General features: G+C 67.9%; 13 protein-coding genes. 7 read left to right on the top strand and 6 right to left on the bottom strand.

Translation table 11 applies throughout. From position 1 onward, the window contains the following. Window positions 1–83 precede the first annotated feature (83 nt). Both RH91_RS08415 and mutS read left to right on the top strand, forming a co-directional pair. Complete coding sequence (locus RH91_RS08415) at window positions 84–833, top strand: SDR family oxidoreductase (protein WP_010162232.1); 750 nt, start codon at window positions 84–86, stop codon at window positions 831–833. A 257-nt stretch (window positions 834–1,090) separates the two neighbouring features. Continuing rightward, window positions 1,091–3,664, top strand: coding sequence for a DNA mismatch repair protein MutS (gene mutS, locus RH91_RS08410; RefSeq protein WP_029623712.1), 2,574 nt, complete (start codon window positions 1,091–1,093; stop codon window positions 3,662–3,664). Between the two features lie 174 nt (window positions 3,665–3,838). Here the strand turns inward: mutS and RH91_RS08405 are convergent, their stop codons facing one another. Both RH91_RS08405 and RH91_RS08400 read right to left on the bottom strand, forming a co-directional pair. Beyond that, the gene (locus tag RH91_RS08405; protein WP_010162230.1) at window positions 3,839–4,528 is read right to left on the bottom strand and encodes a GNAT family N-acetyltransferase; all 690 of its coding nucleotides are present in this window, start codon (window positions 4,526–4,528) and stop codon (window positions 3,839–3,841) included. Between the two features lie 67 nt (window positions 4,529–4,595). Further along, window positions 4,596–5,483, bottom strand: a complete 888-nt coding sequence (locus RH91_RS08400; RefSeq protein WP_010162229.1) for an ion channel — start codon at window positions 5,481–5,483, stop codon at window positions 4,596–4,598. 76 nt (window positions 5,484–5,559) lie between these two features. Here RH91_RS08400 and RH91_RS08395 point away from each other — a divergent pair, with 76 nt between their 5' ends. Beyond that, window positions 5,560–8,304: a [protein-PII] uridylyltransferase gene (locus tag RH91_RS08395; RefSeq protein ID WP_010162228.1), complete on the top strand. Its 2,745-nt coding sequence runs from the start codon at window positions 5,560–5,562 to the stop codon at window positions 8,302–8,304. A gap of 127 nt (window positions 8,305–8,431) precedes the next feature. On the opposite strand, the gene infC is transcribed toward RH91_RS08395, so the two are convergent. The 4 genes from infC to RH91_RS08375 all read right to left on the bottom strand — a co-directional run bounded on the left by infC (window position 8,432) and on the right by RH91_RS08375 (window position 13,563). Next, entirely contained in the window at window positions 8,432–8,935 is a 504-nt protein-coding gene (gene infC / locus RH91_RS08390) for a translation initiation factor IF-3 (RefSeq protein WP_232283442.1), read from the bottom strand. A 261-nt stretch (window positions 8,936–9,196) separates the two neighbouring features. After that, window positions 9,197–11,203: a threonine--tRNA ligase gene (thrS, locus tag RH91_RS08385; protein WP_010162226.1), complete on the bottom strand. Its 2,007-nt coding sequence runs from the start codon at window positions 11,201–11,203 to the stop codon at window positions 9,197–9,199. 159 nt (window positions 11,204–11,362) lie between these two features. Beyond that, the gene (locus RH91_RS08380) at window positions 11,363–12,610 is read right to left on the bottom strand and encodes a methyl-accepting chemotaxis protein (RefSeq protein ID WP_010162224.1); all 1,248 of its coding nucleotides are present in this window, start codon (window positions 12,608–12,610) and stop codon (window positions 11,363–11,365) included. Between the two features lie 137 nt (window positions 12,611–12,747). Continuing rightward, complete coding sequence (locus tag RH91_RS08375) at window positions 12,748–13,563, bottom strand: LD-carboxypeptidase (protein ID WP_010162223.1); 816 nt, start codon at window positions 13,561–13,563, stop codon at window positions 12,748–12,750. A gap of 46 nt (window positions 13,564–13,609) precedes the next feature. Between RH91_RS08375 and RH91_RS08370 the strand changes: the two genes are divergently transcribed. The 4 genes from RH91_RS08370 (at window position 13,610) to RH91_RS08355 (ending at window position 16,897) form a co-directional block, all read left to right on the top strand. Beyond that, window positions 13,610–15,016 (top strand): glutamate ligase domain-containing protein, encoded by a 1,407-nt coding sequence (locus tag RH91_RS08370; RefSeq protein WP_010162222.1) that lies wholly within the window; start codon window positions 13,610–13,612, stop codon window positions 15,014–15,016. A gap of 11 nt (window positions 15,017–15,027) precedes the next feature. After that, the gene (locus tag RH91_RS08365; protein ID WP_029623710.1) at window positions 15,028–15,270 is read left to right on the top strand and encodes a DUF6356 family protein; all 243 of its coding nucleotides are present in this window, start codon (window positions 15,028–15,030) and stop codon (window positions 15,268–15,270) included. 146 nt (window positions 15,271–15,416) lie between these two features. Beyond that, the gene (locus RH91_RS08360; protein ID WP_010162220.1) at window positions 15,417–16,142 is read left to right on the top strand and encodes an alpha/beta fold hydrolase; all 726 of its coding nucleotides are present in this window, start codon (window positions 15,417–15,419) and stop codon (window positions 16,140–16,142) included. Next, window positions 16,139–16,897: a tetratricopeptide repeat protein gene (locus RH91_RS08355; RefSeq protein ID WP_010162219.1), complete on the top strand. Its 759-nt coding sequence runs from the start codon at window positions 16,139–16,141 to the stop codon at window positions 16,895–16,897. The genes RH91_RS08360 and RH91_RS08355 overlap by 4 nt, the downstream gene beginning before the upstream one ends. The last annotated feature ends 147 nt before the right edge of the window (window positions 16,898–17,044 follow it).

The following is a 17,044-nucleotide window of genomic DNA, read 5'->3' as shown; positions in this document are numbered from 1 at the left end:
TGGCGCGCGAGGCAGGCAGGTCGGCCTTGTGATAGACCATCCAGGCCATATCTGCAGCGCGATAGTCGCGCAGGAGACGCAGCATGAAGACGACCGGTAACACCCTTCTCATCACGGGCGGCGGCTCGGGGATCGGCCGTGCGCTTGCCGAACAGTTTCACGCGCGGGGAAATCGGGTGATCGTTGCCGGCCGCCGCGCGGAACCGCTCGCGGCGCTCGCCCGCGACCTGCCCGGAATTGCCACGGCCCTGCTCGACGTCGCGGACGCGGCGGACATCGCGCGTTTCGCGGCGCAGGTCGTCGCGGATCATCCCGCGCTCAACGCCGTGATTCACAACGCCGGGATCATGCGGCCCGAGAACATGGCGGCCGACCGCTATGACCCGACCGATGCCGAGGCGATGATCGCGACCAACCTGCTCGGCCCGATCCGGCTGACCGCGGCGCTGCTCCCGCACCTGCGCAAACAGGCGAATGCCGCGATCCTGACCGTCTCGTCCGGGCTGGCGTTTGTACCGCTGGTCGTCACGCCGACCTATTCGGCAACCAAGGCGGCGATCCACAGCTGGTCGCAGTCGCTGCGATCGCAGGTGGCCGGGCTCGGGATCGACGTGATCGAGATCGCCCCGCCCGCGGTCGCGACCGACCTGATGCCGGGGCAGGCGACCAACCCCAATTCGATGCCGCTCGATGCCTATATCGCGGAGACGATGGCGCTGCTCGAGGCGAATCCCGCGGGGCCGGAGAATACGGTCGAGCGCGTGAGGTTCCTGCGCGATGCCGAGCGCGAGGGGCGGTACGATTCGGTCTTCGCGATGCTCAACGGCGAATAAGCGTGGAAGGGGCGCCGGATGGTCAAACCCACCCGGCGTCACCCTGAACTCGTTTCAGGGTCCACCGCTCCGCAAAGGCGGTCCGAGCCCGTTGCGCGGTGGATGCTGAAACAAGTTCAGCATGACGGAAGCAGAAAGACCCTGCTCTGGGATCCCCCGTACATCTGCCCCATGACGCGCGGCGGTTTCTTCGCTACCCAGCGGCAATGCCCGCCGCTTCTCCCGCCCCTGCCCCGACTGCCGCCGCCCCCACGCCGATGATGGCGCAATATCTGACGCTCAAGGCGGAGGCGGCCGATTGCCTGTTGTTCTACCGGATGGGCGATTTCTTCGAGCTGTTCTTCGATGATGCGAAGATCGCCGCCGCCTGCCTCGACATCGCGCTGACCGCGCGCGGAGAGCATCACGGCGTGCCGATCCCGATGTGCGGCGTACCGGTCCATGCCGCCGACGGCTATCTCGCGCGGCTGATCAAGGCGGGGCACCGGGTCGCGATCGCCGAGCAGACCGAGAGCCCCGCCGAAGCCAAGAAGCGCAGCGGCAAGACATTGGTTTCGCGCGCAATTGTCCGGCTGGTGACAGCGGGCACGCTGACCGAGGAAGCGTTGCTCGACGCGCGCACCGCCAATTGGTGCGTCGCGATCGGCGAGGCGGGCGGCGGAGTCGCGATCGCCGCCGCCGATATCTCGACCGGCCGGTTCGAGCTGATCGCGTGCGATCCCGCGGGGCTGGGCGCGGAGATCGCCCGCCTCGCCCCCGCCGAGACGATCGTGTGCGACGATAGCCACTTTGCCGAGCTGGCGACGATGCTCCGCCCGCGCGCCGAGTTCGACAGCGCACGCGGCGAGGCGCGGCTCAAGGCGCTCTACGCGGTCGCGACGCTCGACGGATTCGGGCAGTTCGACCGCGCCGCGCTGTCGGCGGCGGGGGGCCTCGTCGCCTATCTCGACCACACCGCCAAGGGCGCGATGCCGTTCCTGCGCCCGCCCCGGCTTGGCGCGAGCGCGCAGCACATGGCGATCGACGCGGCGACGCGCGAAAGCCTCGAGCTCACCCAGACCACCACCGGCGCGCGCAAGGGCAGCCTGCTCGATTCGATCGACCGGACCGTGACCGCAGCGGGCGCGCGGCTGCTCGGCGCAGACATCGGCGCGCCGCTGATGGAGCGCGGACCGATCGAGGCGCGGCTCGATCTCGTCGCCTTGCTGAGCGACGACAGCGGCCTGCGCGAGTCGCTCCGGGGCACCCTTCGCAGCATGGCGGATATCGGGCGTGCGCTCGGGCGGCTTGCGGCGGGGCGCGGTTCCCCGCGCGATCTCGGGCAGTTGCGCGACGGGCTCGACGGCGCGTGGCGGCTTGGCGAGCGGCTCGGCACCATCGCCGCGCCGCCTGCGCTGCTCACCGACCTCGCCCCCCGCCTGCGCGGGCATGGCGCGCTGATCGACTTGCTGACGCGCGCGCTCGTTCCTGCGCCTCCGATCGATGCATCGGACGGCGGCTATATCGCGGCGGGCTATGACGCCGCGCTCGACGATCTGCGCGATGCGGGCGCGGGCGGGCGACGCGCGATCGCCGCGCTCGAAGCGGAGTTCCGCAGCCGCACCGGCGTGGCGCAGCTCAAGATCCGCCACAACGGCGTGCTCGGCTATCATATCGAAGTGCCGGCGCGCTCGGCGGACGGGCTGATGAAGCCCGACAGCGGGTTCATCCACCGCCAGACGATGGCGGGCGCGGTGCGCTTCAATGCGCCCGAACTCCACGAAGTCGCCGCCAAGGTGACGCAGGCGGGCGCGCATGCGCTCGCGGCTGAGGCGGCGCATCTCGAGGATCTGGTCGCCGCCGCCCTCGACCGGCGCGAGGCGATCGCGGCCACAGCGGACGCGCTTGCTCGGCTCGATGTCGCAGCGGCGCTCGCCGAACGTGGCTGCGAAGGCGGCTGGGCGCGGCCCGAGCTGGTCGACCACGCCTGTTTTGATATTACGGGCGGTAGACACCCGGTGGTCGAGGATGCGCTGGCGAAGCGCGGCGAACGCTTCGTCGCCAATGACTGCCGCCTGTCGGAGGATTCGCGGCTGTGGCTCGTCACTGGGCCGAACATGGGCGGCAAGTCGACCTTCCTGCGCCAGAACGCCGCCATCGCGGTGCTCGCGCAGGCGGGGAGCTTCGTCCCCGCGACCGCCGCGACGCTCGGGCTGGTCGACCGCCTGTTCAGCCGCGTCGGCGCATCGGACAATCTCGCGCGCGGGCGCTCGACCTTCATGGTCGAGATGGTCGAGACCGCCGCGATCCTCGCGCAGGCGACACCGCGCAGCTTCGTCATCCTCGATGAAGTGGGGCGCGGGACCTCCACCTATGACGGGCTCGCGATCGCCTGGGCGGTGGTCGAGGCGATCCACGACGACAATCGCTGCCGCTGCCTGTTCGCGACGCATTATCACGAGCTGACCCGGCTTGCGGAGCGCTGCGAGGCGCTGACGCTCCACCACGTCCGCGCGCGCGAGTGGAAGGGCGAGCTGGTCCTGCTGCACGAGGTGTCCGAGGGGCCGGCGGACCGGTCCTACGGTCTGGCGGTGGCGCGACTCGCGGGGCTGCCGCCGGTGACGATCTCGCGCGCCAAGGCGGTGCTGGCGAAGCTCGAGGCGGGGCGCGCCAAGACCGGCGGGCTGGCGGCGGGGCTGGATGACCTGCCGCTGTTCGCCGCCGCGATCGAGGCGGAGGAAGAGGAATGCGACGCGATCCGCGCCGAGGTGGAGGCGCTGGACGTCGACGCGCTGACCCCGCGCGAGGCGTTGGAGACGCTGTACCGGTTGAAGGGATTGGCGCGGGGGTAGCGTGGTTCCGGTTTGCACACTGGCGGGGGAGGGGGCGCACCCTCCCCATCCGTCATCCCCGCGGAGGCGGGGATCCATACTGGCTGACGGTGCACGTCTTACGAACCGCTAGTATCAATAGATTCCCGCCTTCGCGGGAATGACGAATGGGGGGAGGAAGCTCTGGTCCGGAAATTACCCCCGCGCCACCACCGTATACGTCATCTCGCGCCGCACTTCGAACCCCAGCGCGCGATACAAACCCACCGCCGGATTGTCGGGATAGGTGTGCAGGAACACCCCCTCCCCGCGCTCCAACAACGGCGCGATCACTGCTTCCATCAACGCCCGCGCGAAGCCTTGTCCGCGATGGTCGGGATGCGTGCATACCGCGCTGATCTCGCTGAACCCCGGCACCTTCATCCGCTCGCCCGCCATCGCGACCAGCCGGCCGCCGCGCCGCACGCCAATATAGCCGCCCTGCAGATGCGTCGCCGCAAAGAACGGTCCCGGCGCGGTCAGCGTCGCGAGCGCCAGCATCTCGGCTGCGTCGGCATCCCCCAGCGGCACGATATCCAGCGCGTGCGACGTCCTATGCAGCCGGGTCGCGACCATCTGGTTCAGCCGCCGTTCTGACACCACGACCGTCCCCGGCAACGCCACCGCCGCGCCGACCCCGAGCAACCCGAGCGTCCCACCGTCCTCGATCAATCCGACCAGCGCGCGCGATGACTCGGGCGAATCGTCCGCCGCCTCGCCGAACAGATTGACCTCCGGGCGGAACCGCACCGCGCGCGCATCGCCGAGTGCGAGGGCGGCCTGCCGTCCGGTCAGACTATGCCAGATCGGGCGGTCGAGCGGGGTCGGGCTGGGTGTGTCGGTCATGCCATCTCCTCACCACGACCGGATGTCGCCCGCATCCCATGCCTTGCCGCCAAACCCCGCCGCCCGCTCACGCCGCATCGATCGTGAGCACCGCGTCCGCGATCGGCACGGTCTTGTGCAGCAGGCGGAGGTCGAGGTGGGTCGTGCCATTCTCGTCGCTGATCACGTCGACGAACTCGTGATCGATCAGCACCGTCTCGCGGGCATAGCGCTTTCCGCCCAGCGACTGGCTGGCGAGCAAGGTGTCGATCCCGCTGAGCGACAGGGTCAGCATGAATCGGTCGCGATCGTCCGCGAGCGCGGCAAGGACCGGGCTGTCGTCGTCGAGGATGTGTACCAGGGTCCATGCGAGCCCGAGCATCGGGTTCTGGTTGCGCACCAGCGGCAACTCGCTCAGCCGCCGGAAGGTGCGACCGTCGCCGACATGCACCAGCTCCAGCCAGCTCATTTGCGCGGTCACGTCGGCGAGCGGCCGCGAGCGTTTCGACGCGACTCGCGCCATCAGCGCGCGCTTGCCCTGATACCGCCCGATCACCGCGACGTCGCTGAACAGCAGGCTTTCACGCGGGCGCGCGAACCGCGCGAAGATCAGCCCGGTGATCGTCGCCGAAAAGAACAGCCCGGTCAGGATCTCGACCGCGGCGATCGCGTGGCCAAGCCGCGTCACCGGCGCCATCACGCCGTACCCGACCGTCCCCAGCGTATCGACCGAGAAGAAGAAGCCGTCGATCACCGACCCCGGCTCCATCGTCCCGATCGCGCCCGGCAGCAACGCATAGAGGGTCCCGAACACGAGGTTGATCGCGACGAAGCTCGCCGAGACGAGTGCGATGAACCACGGCCAGCTCATCTCCATCACCCAGTAATAGAGATCGGCATAGGGCGACGGCGCACCCGTCTTCACCGCGGGGAACCCGCCTATCTGGATGATCTGGCGCCGTGCGGGTCTGGTCATGGCAACAAGCCTTGGCCAAGCGCGCGAGTCCGTCAAGCCGCGTGACGTTCGATGACGCACATCCTATCTATCGAAAATGCCACCTCGCTTTGAATCCCTTCCGCAGCGCCGTTCGATCATCGACCGGCGCACCGTCGCCGACGCGCTCACCGCACTCGAAGGGGACGCTAACACGCTGCGTGCCGGCGCGTTCGCGCTGCTCAAACAGGCGCTCGACGCGGGGCGCGCCGAGATCGGGCGACGATTGATCGAACATCCCTCGCGCGGGTTGGAAGCCGCGGCGGCACAGGCGTTTCTGGTCGATCAGTTGCTACGGCTGCTCTATGATTTCATGGTCCAGCGGATCTACCCCAACCCCAACCCCACCACCGGCGAACGCATTACGATCATCGCGGTGGGCGGCTATGGGCGCGGCGAGATGGCACCCTATTCGGACATTGACGTCGGCTTCCTCACCCCGGGCAAACAGCCGCCCTGGGCGGAGCAGGTGATCGAGGCGATGCTCTACACCATGTGGGACATGGGCCTGAAGATCGGCCACAGCAGCCGCTCGCTCGACGAGATGGTGCGACAGGCCAAGAGCGACGTGACGATCCGCACTGCCTTGCTCGAAGCCCGCTACGTGTGGGGCGATCAGACACTGTATGACGAGGCGGCACAGCGCTTCAAGACCGAGGTCCAGGCCGATACCGCGCGTCAGTTCATCGCCGACAAGCTCGCCGAGCGCGACGTGCGGCATCACAAGATGGGGGACACGCGCTACGTCGTCGAACCGAACGTCAAGGAGGCGAAGGGCGGCCTGCGCGACCTGCACACGCTCTTCTGGATCGGCAAGTACGCCTACAACGTCACCGAGCCGGGCGAGCTGGTCGAGGCGGGGCTGCTCAGCCGCGACGAATATCGCCAGTTCCACCGCGCCGAAAATTTCCTGTGGGCGGTGCGCTGTCACCTCCACGCGATTTCGGGCCGCGCCGAGGACCGCCTCACCTTCGACCTCCAGCGCGAGATCGCGGAGCGGATGCGCTTCGCCGACCGCCCCGGCAAATCCAAGGTCGAGCGGTTCATGCATTATTACTTCCTCCAGGCACGCACCGCGGGCGACCTGACGGGGGTGTTCCTCGCGCATCTCGACGAGAAGTTCGCAGCGCGCGGGCGGCGCTTCGGTTTCCCGGTGCTGCGGCGTTCGCCGCGCAAGCTCAACGGGTTCACGCTGGTGCGCGGGCGGCTCGCGCTACCCTCGGACGATTTCCTCGCGGAAAAACCGGTACGGCTGATCGAGCTGTTCGCGCTGGCCGACAAGCACGAGCTCGAGATCCACCCGCTCGCGATGCGCGCGGCGTCGCGCGATGCGAAGCTCGTCGACGAGATCCGGCAGGATCCGACCGCGAACGCCTTGTTCCTCGACGTGCTGACCAGCCACCGCGACCCCGAGACGGTGCTGCGCTGGATGAACGAGACGGGCGTGTTCGGCCGCTTCGTTCCCGATTTCGGCCGCGTCGTCGCGCAGATGCAGTTCGACATGTACCACCATTATACCGTCGACGAGCATACGATCCGCGCGATCGGGCTGCTCGCGCGGATCGAACGCGGCATCCTCGCGGCGGACCATCCGTTGTGCACCGCGCTGCTCAAGCAGATCGTCTCGCGCCGCGCGCTGTATGTCGCGGTGCTGTGCCATGATATCGCTAAGGGGCGCGGTGGGGACCATTCGGTGCTGGGGGCCGAAGTTGCCGAACGGCTTGCCCCGCGCCTGGGGCTGAGTCCGGCGGAAACCGAAACGGTTTCGTGGTTGGTGCGCTGGCATTTGCTGATGTCCGCGACCGCGTTCAAGCGCGACCTGTCGGACTTCAAGACGATCCTCGATTTTACCGCCGTGGTGCAAAGCCCCGAGCGACTGCGGCTCCTGCTGGTGCTGACCGTGGTCGATATTCGCGCGGTCGGCCCCGGCGTGTGGAACGGGTGGAAGCGTCAGTTGCTCTCGGACCTGTACGAATCGGCCGAGGAAGTGCTTCGGCTCGGCCACAAGCAGAAGGGCCGGACCGAGCGGATCGCCGCCAAGCAGATCGCGCTCCGGGATGCGCTACAGTGGAGCGATGCCACGTTCGACGCACTCGTCGCCAAATTGCCCGAACCCTATTGGGTCGCCGAGCCTGAAGACGTCATCGCCGACAATGCCGCGCTGATCGCGCAGGCAGGCGAGACCGCGCTGTCGATCGCGGCGCGGGTCTATCCCGAACGCGGCGCGACGCTCGTCACCGTCTATGCGGCCGACCATCCCGGGCTGTTCTACCGGATCGCGGGCGCGATCAGCATTGCCGGGGGGAACATCATCGACGCGCGGATCCACACCACCCGCGACGGCATGGCGCTCGACAATTTCCTGGTGCAGGATCCGGTCGGACGGCCGTTCGACGAGGACGGCCAGCTCGTTCGCCTCAAGAAAGCGATCGAGGACGCGCTGGCGAACCGCGTCAAGCTGGTCGACCGGCTGCTGGCGAAGCCGTTGCCACGGACGCGCGCTGAGGCGTTTCCGATCGCGCCCAACGTGCTGATCGACAACAAGGCGTCGAACCGCTTTACCGTGATCGAGGTCAACGCGCGCGACCGGCCCGCATTGCTCCACCAGCTGGCGCATGCGCTGTTCCAGTCGAAGGTGACGATCCACTCGGCGCATGTCGCGACCTATGGCGAGCGCGCGGTCGATACGTTTTATCTCACCGATCTGACGGGCGAGAAAATCGGGGCCGGGAGCCGCTTGCGTACGATCGAGCGGCGCCTGCTCAGCGCGGCGGCGGGGGAGCGGCTGGTGGAGGCGGCTTAACCCAAATCCTTCGTTTCCGCGGCGAGGGCCGGGGCCCAGTAGCGCAGGTTTGGGGACCGCGCGCTGCGCTTCGATCCCCCGCCCGTCTTGCTGGACCCCGGCCCTCGCCGGGGAAGCACATCGGTCGTTATTTCGGCGCGAGCACCATCAGCATCTGACGGCCTTCCATGCGCGGATAGGCCTCGACCTTGGCGGTCTCGGTCACGTCGGCCTGGACGCGCTGGAGCAGCGCCATGCCGAGCTGGCCGTGGCTGAGCTCGCGGCCGCGGAAGCGGAGCGTGATCTTGACCTTGTCGCCTTCGTCGATGAATTCGAGCACCTTCTTCATCTTGGTGTCGTAATCGTGGTCATCGATGTTCGGACGCATCTTGATCTCCTTGATCTCCTGCGTCTTCTGCGACTTGCGCGCGAGGTTCGCCTTTTTCTGCGCCTCGTACTTGAACTTGCCGACATCGAGGAACTTCGCGACGGGCGGATCGGCGTTGGGCGACACCTCGACCAGGTCGAGACCGACCTCGCGCGCCTGCTCCATCGCCTCGCGCGTGTACATCACGCCAAGGTTCTCGCCGTCCTGGTCGATCACGCGGACCTTGGCGGACTGGATGAATTCATTGAAGCGAGGGCCATTCATCGGCGGCGCCTGGCGGTTCATCGGGGGTCGGATAGGTGTAGCTCCTCTGGTCGTTGACAGTCGTATATAGGGGTTTTCGGGGGAAAACGAAAGATGCGCTCGTGCAGGATGTGACGATCCGGGCGGGGGCGTCTTTCGTCGTGAACTCCCCTCCCCTTCAGGGGAGGGGCTGGGGGTGGGGAAGTGTCTCACCGAGCGTAGCGCTTGGGACTGCCCCACCCCAACCCCTCCCCTGAAGGGGAGGGGCTAAGCGCGCAGGCATTACAGGTCCGGCGCCTTGGCCGCTTCGGTCAGCATCGCAATCGCGTCGTCGAGCGTCAGGAACTGCTGCCGGTCGCTGCCCAATTGCCGCAGCGCGACCTTGCCTTCCTCGGCCTCGCGCTTGCCGACGACGAGCAGGTTGGGAACCTTCGCCAGCGAATGCTCGCGCACCTTGTAGTTGATCTTCTCGTTGCGCAGATCGGTCTCGACCCGGATTCCCGCCGCCTTGAGCTTCTCGGCCACTTCCCGCGCATAATCGTCGGCGTCGGACACGATCGTCGCGACGACCGCCTGCACCGGCGACAGCCACAGCGGGAAGCGCCCGGCGTGATGCTCGATCAGGATGCCGATGAAGCGTTCGAACGTCCCCAGGATCGCGCGGTGAAGCATGATCGGGCGATGCCGCTCGCCGTCGGCACCAACATATGAAGCGTCGAGTCGCTCGGGCAGGACACGGTCAGACTGGATCGTGCCGACCTGCCACGTCCGCCCGATCGCGTCGGTCAGATGGAATTCGAGCTTTGGCGCATAGAACGCCCCCTCGCCCGGCAGTTCCTCGAACTTCGCCTTGATCGACTCGCTTAGGCTCGACCCGAGCACTGCCTTGCGCAACTCGTCCTCCGACTGGTCCCACATCTCTTCGGTGCCGAACCGCTTCTCGGGGCGCAGCGCCAGCTTGACCGCATAGTCCTCGAACCCGAGGTCGCGGTATACGCTGTCGAGCAGCTCGCAGAATTGCTGGACCTCGGTGACGAGCTGATCCTCGCGGACGAAGATATGCGCGTCGTCCTGCGTGAACTGACGGACGCGCATGATGCCGTGGAGCGCGCCGTGCGGCTCGTTGCGATGGCAGCAACCGAATTCGGCCATGCGGATCGGCAGGTCGCGATACGATTTGATCCCCTGGCGGAAGATCAGCACGTGCGCCGGGCAATTCATCGGCTTTAGCGCCATCAGGTCGGCGGTGCCGCTGAACACCGCGGCGTCATCCTCGGTGTTCGGAATCTCGTCGGGCACCACGAACATGTTCTCGCGATACTTGCCCCAATGGCCCGACTGTTCCCACTGGCGCGCGTCCATCAGCTGTGGGGTCTTCACCTCGGCATAGCCCGCCGCGTCGAGCCGGCGACGCATGTACGCCTCCAACTGCCGCCACAGGATGAAGCCCTTGGGGTGCCAGAAGACCGAGCCCTGCGCTTCGGACTGGAGATGGAACAGGTCCATTTCCTGCCCGATCTTGCGATGGTCGCGCTTGCCCGCTTCCTCGAGCATCGTGAGATGCGCGTCGAGCTGCTTCTTGTTGAGCCAGCCGGTGCCGTAGATGCGGCTGAGCATCGCGTTCTTCTGGTCGCCGCGCCAATAGGCACCCGACACGCGCGTCAGCTTGAACGCGTTCGGGTCGAGCTTGCCGGTCGAGACCATGTGCGGACCGCGGCACATGTCGAGCCACTTGCCCTGACGGTAGATCGTCAGTTCCTCGCCATCGGGAAGCTCGGCGGCCCATTCGGCCTTGAACGTCTCGCCCTGCTGCTGCCACGTCTCGATCAGTTGCTCGCGGCTCCACACTTCGCGGACGAACGGCTCGTTGCGCCCGATGATCGCGCGCATCTCGGCCTCGATCGCGGGCAGGTCGTCGTCGGTGAACGGACGATCCTTGCCGTTGATCTTGGGGGGGGCGAAGTCGTAATAGAAGCCGTCGTCGGTCGCCGGGCCGAAGGTGATCTGCGTGCCGGGGAACAGGTGCTGCACCGCTTCCGCCATGACATGCGCGAGATCATGCCGCGCGAGTTCGAGCGCATCCGCCTCGTCGCGCGCGGTGACGAGTGCGAGCGCGCTGTCACCATCGAACGGGCGCATGATGTCGCGCAGCTCGCCATCGACGCGCGCGGCGATCGCCGCCTTGGCGAGACCCGGGCCGATCGCCGCGGCGATGTCTGCCGGCGTAGTCCCCGGGGCTACCTCGCGGACGGAACCGTCGGGTAGCGAGATGCGGAACAGCGCGGACATGAGGACAGGGTCTTTCCGTGGATGAAGGGAACCCGCGGCTTAAGCCGGGTGCGCCGATATAGGCAAGCGCGCGTGTTCCGTCACCCTATCATGGGTCTGTCGCGGTGTGCCCGCAAACGAGGCCGTCCCCCCGGGACAGGCCCGGGATGCCCTGCCCCCTCAGGCGTAGGCGCGCCGCGCAGGCTCGACCTGGAACCGGTCGGCCTGTTCGGCAAGCTGGACGACCACTTCGGTCAGGTTGCGCGCCGCCGCCGAGGTCTGCTCGACCATCGCGGCATTCTGCTGGGTTGAGGTGTCCATTTCATGCACCGCGCTGCTGACTTCGCTGATCGCGCTCGCCTGTGCGGCATTGTCGTTGGCGATCTGCTCGGCCAGCCGCGCCGCCTGCTCGCCCGAGGTGAGGATCACGCCGAACGCGCTGTCGACTTCCTGCACCGCATCCACCGCCGCGCCGATGTCGAGCCGCGTCACGCTCAACTGGTCACGCGCGCGCTTCGCCTCTTCCTCGGCGCGCATCGCGAGCGCGCTGACGAGATCCGCGACGACCGCGAAGCCGCGCCCGGCATCGCCCGCGCGTCCGGCCTCGACCGCTGCGTTCATCGCGAGGACGCGGGTCTGGAACGCGATCTTGTCGAGCCCCTCGATCACGTCGTCGATGCCCTTCGCGCTGTCGAGCACCCGCGTCATCGCCTGAACCGCGACGTCGGTGCGCTCGCGCCCGGTCTGGACCGCGGTCTTCGCCTGTTCGGACGTCTCGACCGACTGCGTCGCGGCGCGCGCGGTCGCCTTGAGCCGCGCATCGACCTGCTGGATCGCGGCGGCGGTTTGCTCGAGGCTCGCCGCATTGCCTTCGGTGCGGCGCGCGAGGTCGCTCGCGGCCTGGGCGATTTCGGTCGAGCCGGTCTGGATATTGCCCGTGCTCGCCATGACCGAGCCGAGCAGCGTGCGCAAATTCTCGAGCGCGTCGTTGAACGCCGCCTTGAGCGGCTGATAGACCGGGGGATAGTCCTCGACGATATCGGCGGTCAGGTCGCAGTTCGACAGCCGATCGAAATTGCCCGACAGCCGCTGGATGATCTGAGAATTGACCTCGAATTCGGCGTTGAGCCGCTGCTGCTCCTGCGCGGTCGCGCGGAACGTGCCCATCGCCTTGGTCATGCGCCCGACGCAATCCTTGTAGTCGGTGAAGTCGATCGGCGTATCGAGGTCGCCCGCGGCGAGCCCCTCCATCCGCACCACCGTCGCGACATAGGGTACGCACACCGCTTCGCGGAACAGATGCGCCAGCACCACGCCGACCCCGGTCGCACCCAGTGCGACCCACACCGAAACCGATGGCGGGAACAGCGCGGTCGCCAGCGTCACCGCCCCCAGCAACGCCACGAACGTGCCGTACGATACCAACATCTTCAAACGGATAGGCGCATCGGCCCGAAACCAATTCATAGGATAACCCCGCGCTGTAGGACGGCGTGCGACGCCACGCTGCCCCCATCATAGAAAGCGGAGCTACCGCACGTTTCGCGCAGGGAATTTTTTTCGCGTCAGGCGACGCCGAACGGCACCACGCGATTGCCGCGATAATGGCCGATCTCGGCGCGCCCGAGATACGGCACGCGCATCTCGCCGCACCAGCGCGTAATCATCGTTTCGATCGTCTCGCCAAATTCGGGCTCGTTCGCCTGCACCTCGGTGATCTGCCCGAGCCGTACCCCGGCAATCCCTTTCAACTGCGTCGCATGCGCCATCGTGAACAGCATGCGGTCGATCCGGTACAAGGGCTCGGAGACCTCCTCGACGATCAGGACGTGGTCGGTCAGGTCGGGCAACCAGGGCGAGCCGATCAGTCCGGTCAGGATCGCGAGATTGAACGCCGCCGCCGGCCGCCCGTCGAGCCCGGGCTCGAGCACCGACCGGTCCTTCTTCGTGAGCCACAGCAACGCGCGGGTGAACCCGACCCCGCCGTCCCCGCTTCCCGCGGTCGACACCATCGGCCCGTGGACCGGCCGCCCGATCCGCGCGGCGTAGAGCGCGCCGAGCAGGAACCCCATGTCGGAGAAGCCAAGATACGTCTTGCGCCGCGCCGCCTCGCCGAGCGCGGGGATCACCGCCTGCAGGATCCGGTTCGACCCGTAGCCGCCCCGCGCGAACCACAAGGCGTCGATCGTCGGATCGTTCGCCATCTCGACGAACGCGGCGGCACGTGCCGCGTCCGAGCCTGCGAAATGCCCTTCGGACAGGAAACATTGCGGATGGAACACCAGATCGACCTCGGGCGCGGCCACCGCCGCCAGCCCCTGCGCGCGCGCCGCGAGCGCCGCGTCGATCCCCCGCGCGGGGGCCACCACTCCGATCTTCATCACATTTCCCGTGGCGATTTCCGTTGACCCGCGATAGCCCCGCCTGATGACCAACGGCAAACCCTACTTCTTCGTCGGCATTGGTGGCAGCGGGATGATGCCGCTCGCGATGATCCTCGCCGGGCGCGGCGCGACCGTGGCGGGTTCGGACCGGACGCTCGACGCCGGACGCCTGCCCGCCAAGTTCGATGACCTCGCCGCCAAGGGCGTCACGCTGTTCGCGCAGGACGGCTCGGGCGTCACCTCGGCCGAGCAGATCGTCGTCGCCTCGGCCGCGGTCGAAGCGAGCGTCGCGGACATCGTCGCGGCGGAGCGCGTCGGGGCGGCGCGGCTGAGCCGCCCCGAACTGCTCGCCTCCCTGTTCAACGCGAGCACGCTGCCGATCGGCGTCGCGGGGACGAGCGGCAAATCGACCGTGACGGGGATGATCGGCTGGATCCTCCACGCCTGCGGGCGCGACCCGACCGTGATGAACGGCGCGGTGATGAAGAATTTTGTACGCGACGACGCCCCCTTCGCCAGCGCGCTGGTCGGCGACGGCGCGGCGTTCGTCAGCGAAGTCGACGAAAGCGACGGCTCGATCGCGCTGTACCAGCCGAAGATTGCGGTGCTCAACAACGTCAGCCTCGACCACAAGTCGCTCGAGGAACTGCGCGCGCTGTTCTCGGCATTCGCAGAGAAGGCGGAGTCGACGATCCTCAACGTCGGCGATCCCGAAGCGGCGGCGCTGGCGCGCGGGCTCGACCCCGCGCGGCTGGTGACGTTCGCGATCGACCAGAGCGCGGATTTGCGCGCGACCAACCTCGTCCCCGCCCCGTCCGCGATCACCTTCGATCTCGTCGCGAAGGGGGAGACGCAGCGGGTGCGGCTGTCGGTGCCCGGCGCGCACAACGTCTCCAACGCGCTCGCGGCACTCGGCGCGGCGCGCGCGGCGGGGGTGCCGCTCAAGGAGGCGATCCGCGCGATCGAGGGGTTCACCGGCCTCAAGCGCCGGTTCGAGCGGGTCGGCCAAGCGCGCGACATCACCGTGATCGACGATTTCGGGCACAATCCCGACAAGATCGCCGCGACGCTGGCGACGCTCCATGCCTTCCCCGGCCGGTTGCTCGTGCTGTTCCAGCCGCACGGCTACGGGCCGCTCAAGGTGATGCGGCACGAACTGATCGCGATGTTCCAGGCGCAGCTCGGCGAAGACGACCGGCTGGTCTTGCCCGACCCGGTCTATCAGGGCGGCACCGTTTCGCGCGAAGTGACCAGCGCCGACATCGCCGCCGGGATCGGCGCGCGCGCGTGCCACATCCCCGATCGCGCCGATGCCGCAAGCTGGCTGGTCGAGCAGGCGTGCCCCGGCGACCGGATCGTGGTAATGGGGGCACGCGACGATACGCTCAGCCAGCTCGCCGTCGACCTGCTGGCGCGGATTGCCGCGAAACCCGGCGTGCCTGCCGCCTGAAGGAGATGCTCATGATCCGCCGCCTGTTCCTCGACCATCCCGCCACCGTCGGCGAAAGCTACACCGAGCATTTCGGTGTCGCCTCGCGCTTCGGGGTCACGATGATCGTCGGCGGCCTTGGCGCGGTCGTCCATGCGTTCGTCCCGGCGTGGTGCAAGACCAGCGGGAGCAAGACAGTCGCCAAACTTCACCGCCAGATGGTGGTGAAACGCGGTGAAGTCGCACAGGTGCGCAGCGTCGATTACGTGATCTGACGCGGCTTACTATTCAACGCCTTAGTTCCCCGGCGAGGGCCGGGACCGAGGGTTGCGAGGCACTACGCCCGTAACCCCGGACTCCCGCCTGCGCGGGAGAACGACGGTCGGCGAGACCACGCCTTCCCCCATCCGCGAGTACCCCAATGACCACTCCCACCGAACGCCCCCGCCTCGCCTTCCATCGCACCAAAGGCACTGGTCCGACGGTCGTCTTCCTCCCGGGCTACGGCTCGGACATGACCGGCAGCAAGGCGATGGCGCTCGAGGCGTGGGCGGTCGCGAGCGGGCGCGGGTTCGTGCGGTTCGATTATGGCGGCTGCGGCAAGAGCGAAGGCGCGTTCGCGGACCAGACGCTCGCCGACTGGCGTGACGACGTGCTCACCGTGCTCGACCAGCTTGTCACCGGTCCCGCGATCCTCGTCGGATCGTCGCTTGGCGGGTGGCTGATGCTGCTCGTCGCGCGCGATCATCCGGCGAAGGTCGCCGCGCTGGTCGGGGTCGCGCCAGCGCCCGACTTTACCGACTGGGGCTTCAGCACCGAGGACAAGCTTGCCTTGCTCTCGGACGGACGGCTCGAACGTCCCTCGCATTATGCCGCCGAGCCGACCGTCTACACCCGCGCCTTCTGGCAATCGGGCGAGGCGAACCGGCTGATGGCGGGCGGGATCGCGATCGATTGCCCGGTGCGGTTCGTGCAGGGCATGGCCGACGCCGAGGTCCCGTACAACCGCACCGTCCGGCTCGCCGAGCTGGTCCGTTCAGCCGATGTGCAGGTGACGTTGATCAAGGACGGCGACCACCGCCTGTCGCGCGACACCGATATCGCGCGGCTGATCCAGGCGATCGAGGATGTGACCCCCGCCGTATGATTTTGTTCCTCCTCGCCCAAGCTGCCGCCGTTCCGATGGGGCCCGCCCAGGTCGGCCCCGCCTCCACCGAACGAACGCGCTACGAGCATTGCCTCGACCGCGCGAACAGCGACCCGGCGGGCGCGGAGGCCGAAGCGGGCCAGTGGAAGATCGCCGGCGGCGGCTTCCTAGCAAGCCAGTGCCTCGGCATGGCGTACAGCCGCGAACAACGCTGGCCCGCCGCCTCCGCAGCGTTCGAGTCCGCAGCGACCGCCGCTGAAAAGGCGAAGGACACGCGCAGTGCCAATTACTGGGCGCAGGCGGGCAACGCCTGGCTCGCAGCGGGCGACGCGACCAAGGCGCGTGCCGCACTCGACGCCGCGATCGCGAGCGGATCGCTGACCGGGATGCCACTCGGCGAAGCACATCTCGACCGCGCGCGCGCGCTGGTCGCCGCGAGCGACAGCGAAGGCGCGCGCGATGATCTCGACCGGGCACTGACCGAAGTCCCCGCCGACCCGCTCGCATGGCTGCTCTCCGCCACGCTCGCCCGCCGCGAGGGCGACATGCCGCGCGCCAAGAAGGACATCGCCGAGGCGCTCCGGCTCGGCGGCGATGACAGCGACGTCCAGCTCGAAGCCGGCAACATCGCGGCCAAGTCCGGCGACGCCGCCAACGCGCGCACCGCGTGGCAGCAGGCGGTCGACCTCCGCCCCGACAGCCCCTCGGGCAAGGCCGCGGCGATGGCGCTGCAACAGTTCAACGGCGCGCCGTAACAGCGCACGGCGGCGTGGCTGAATACCTTATCGCCGGTCGCGTCCCGCCACCGTGACGGCCACCTAGGCTAATCCCAACTGCCGTCATGCTGAACTTGTTTCAGCATCCACCGTGCAGCGGGCTCGGACCGGACTTGGACCGCGGTG

Origin of the sequence: Sphingomonas sp. PAMC 26617 (genome assembly GCF_000242835.1) — a bacterium.
Lineage (GTDB): Bacteria > Pseudomonadota > Alphaproteobacteria > Sphingomonadales > Sphingomonadaceae > Sphingomonas.
Note: the sequence above shows the minus strand (reverse complement) of the source record. Positions and strands in the feature narration are given on the sequence as shown.

Excerpts from the sequence above, each read along its gene's own strand:
- RH91_RS08415 (WP_010162232.1), top strand. The coding sequence starts at position 84 with ATGAAGACGACCGGTAACACCCTTCTCATCACGGGCGGCGGCTCGGGG.
- mutS (WP_029623712.1), top strand. The coding sequence starts at position 1,091 with ATGATGGCGCAATATCTGACGCTCAAGGCGGAGGCGGCCGATTGCCTG.
- RH91_RS08405 (WP_010162230.1), bottom strand. The coding sequence starts at position 4,528 with ATGACCGACACACCCAGCCCGACCCCGCTCGACCGCCCGATCTGGCAT.
- RH91_RS08400 (WP_010162229.1), bottom strand. The coding sequence starts at position 5,483 with ATGACCAGACCCGCACGGCGCCAGATCATCCAGATAGGCGGGTTCCCC.
- RH91_RS08395 (WP_010162228.1), top strand. The coding sequence starts at position 5,560 with ATGCCACCTCGCTTTGAATCCCTTCCGCAGCGCCGTTCGATCATCGAC.
- infC (WP_232283442.1), bottom strand. The coding sequence starts at position 8,935 with ATGAATGGCCCTCGCTTCAATGAATTCATCCAGTCCGCCAAGGTCCGC.
- thrS (WP_010162226.1), bottom strand. The coding sequence starts at position 11,203 with ATGTCCGCGCTGTTCCGCATCTCGCTACCCGACGGTTCCGTCCGCGAG.
- RH91_RS08380 (WP_010162224.1), bottom strand. The coding sequence starts at position 12,610 with ATGTTGGTATCGTACGGCACGTTCGTGGCGTTGCTGGGGGCGGTGACG.
- RH91_RS08375 (WP_010162223.1), bottom strand. The coding sequence starts at position 13,563 with ATGAAGATCGGAGTGGTGGCCCCCGCGCGGGGGATCGACGCGGCGCTC.
- RH91_RS08370 (WP_010162222.1), top strand. The coding sequence starts at position 13,610 with ATGACCAACGGCAAACCCTACTTCTTCGTCGGCATTGGTGGCAGCGGG.
- RH91_RS08365 (WP_029623710.1), top strand. The coding sequence starts at position 15,028 with ATGATCCGCCGCCTGTTCCTCGACCATCCCGCCACCGTCGGCGAAAGC.
- RH91_RS08360 (WP_010162220.1), top strand. The coding sequence starts at position 15,417 with ATGACCACTCCCACCGAACGCCCCCGCCTCGCCTTCCATCGCACCAAA.
- RH91_RS08355 (WP_010162219.1), top strand. The coding sequence starts at position 16,139 with ATGATTTTGTTCCTCCTCGCCCAAGCTGCCGCCGTTCCGATGGGGCCC.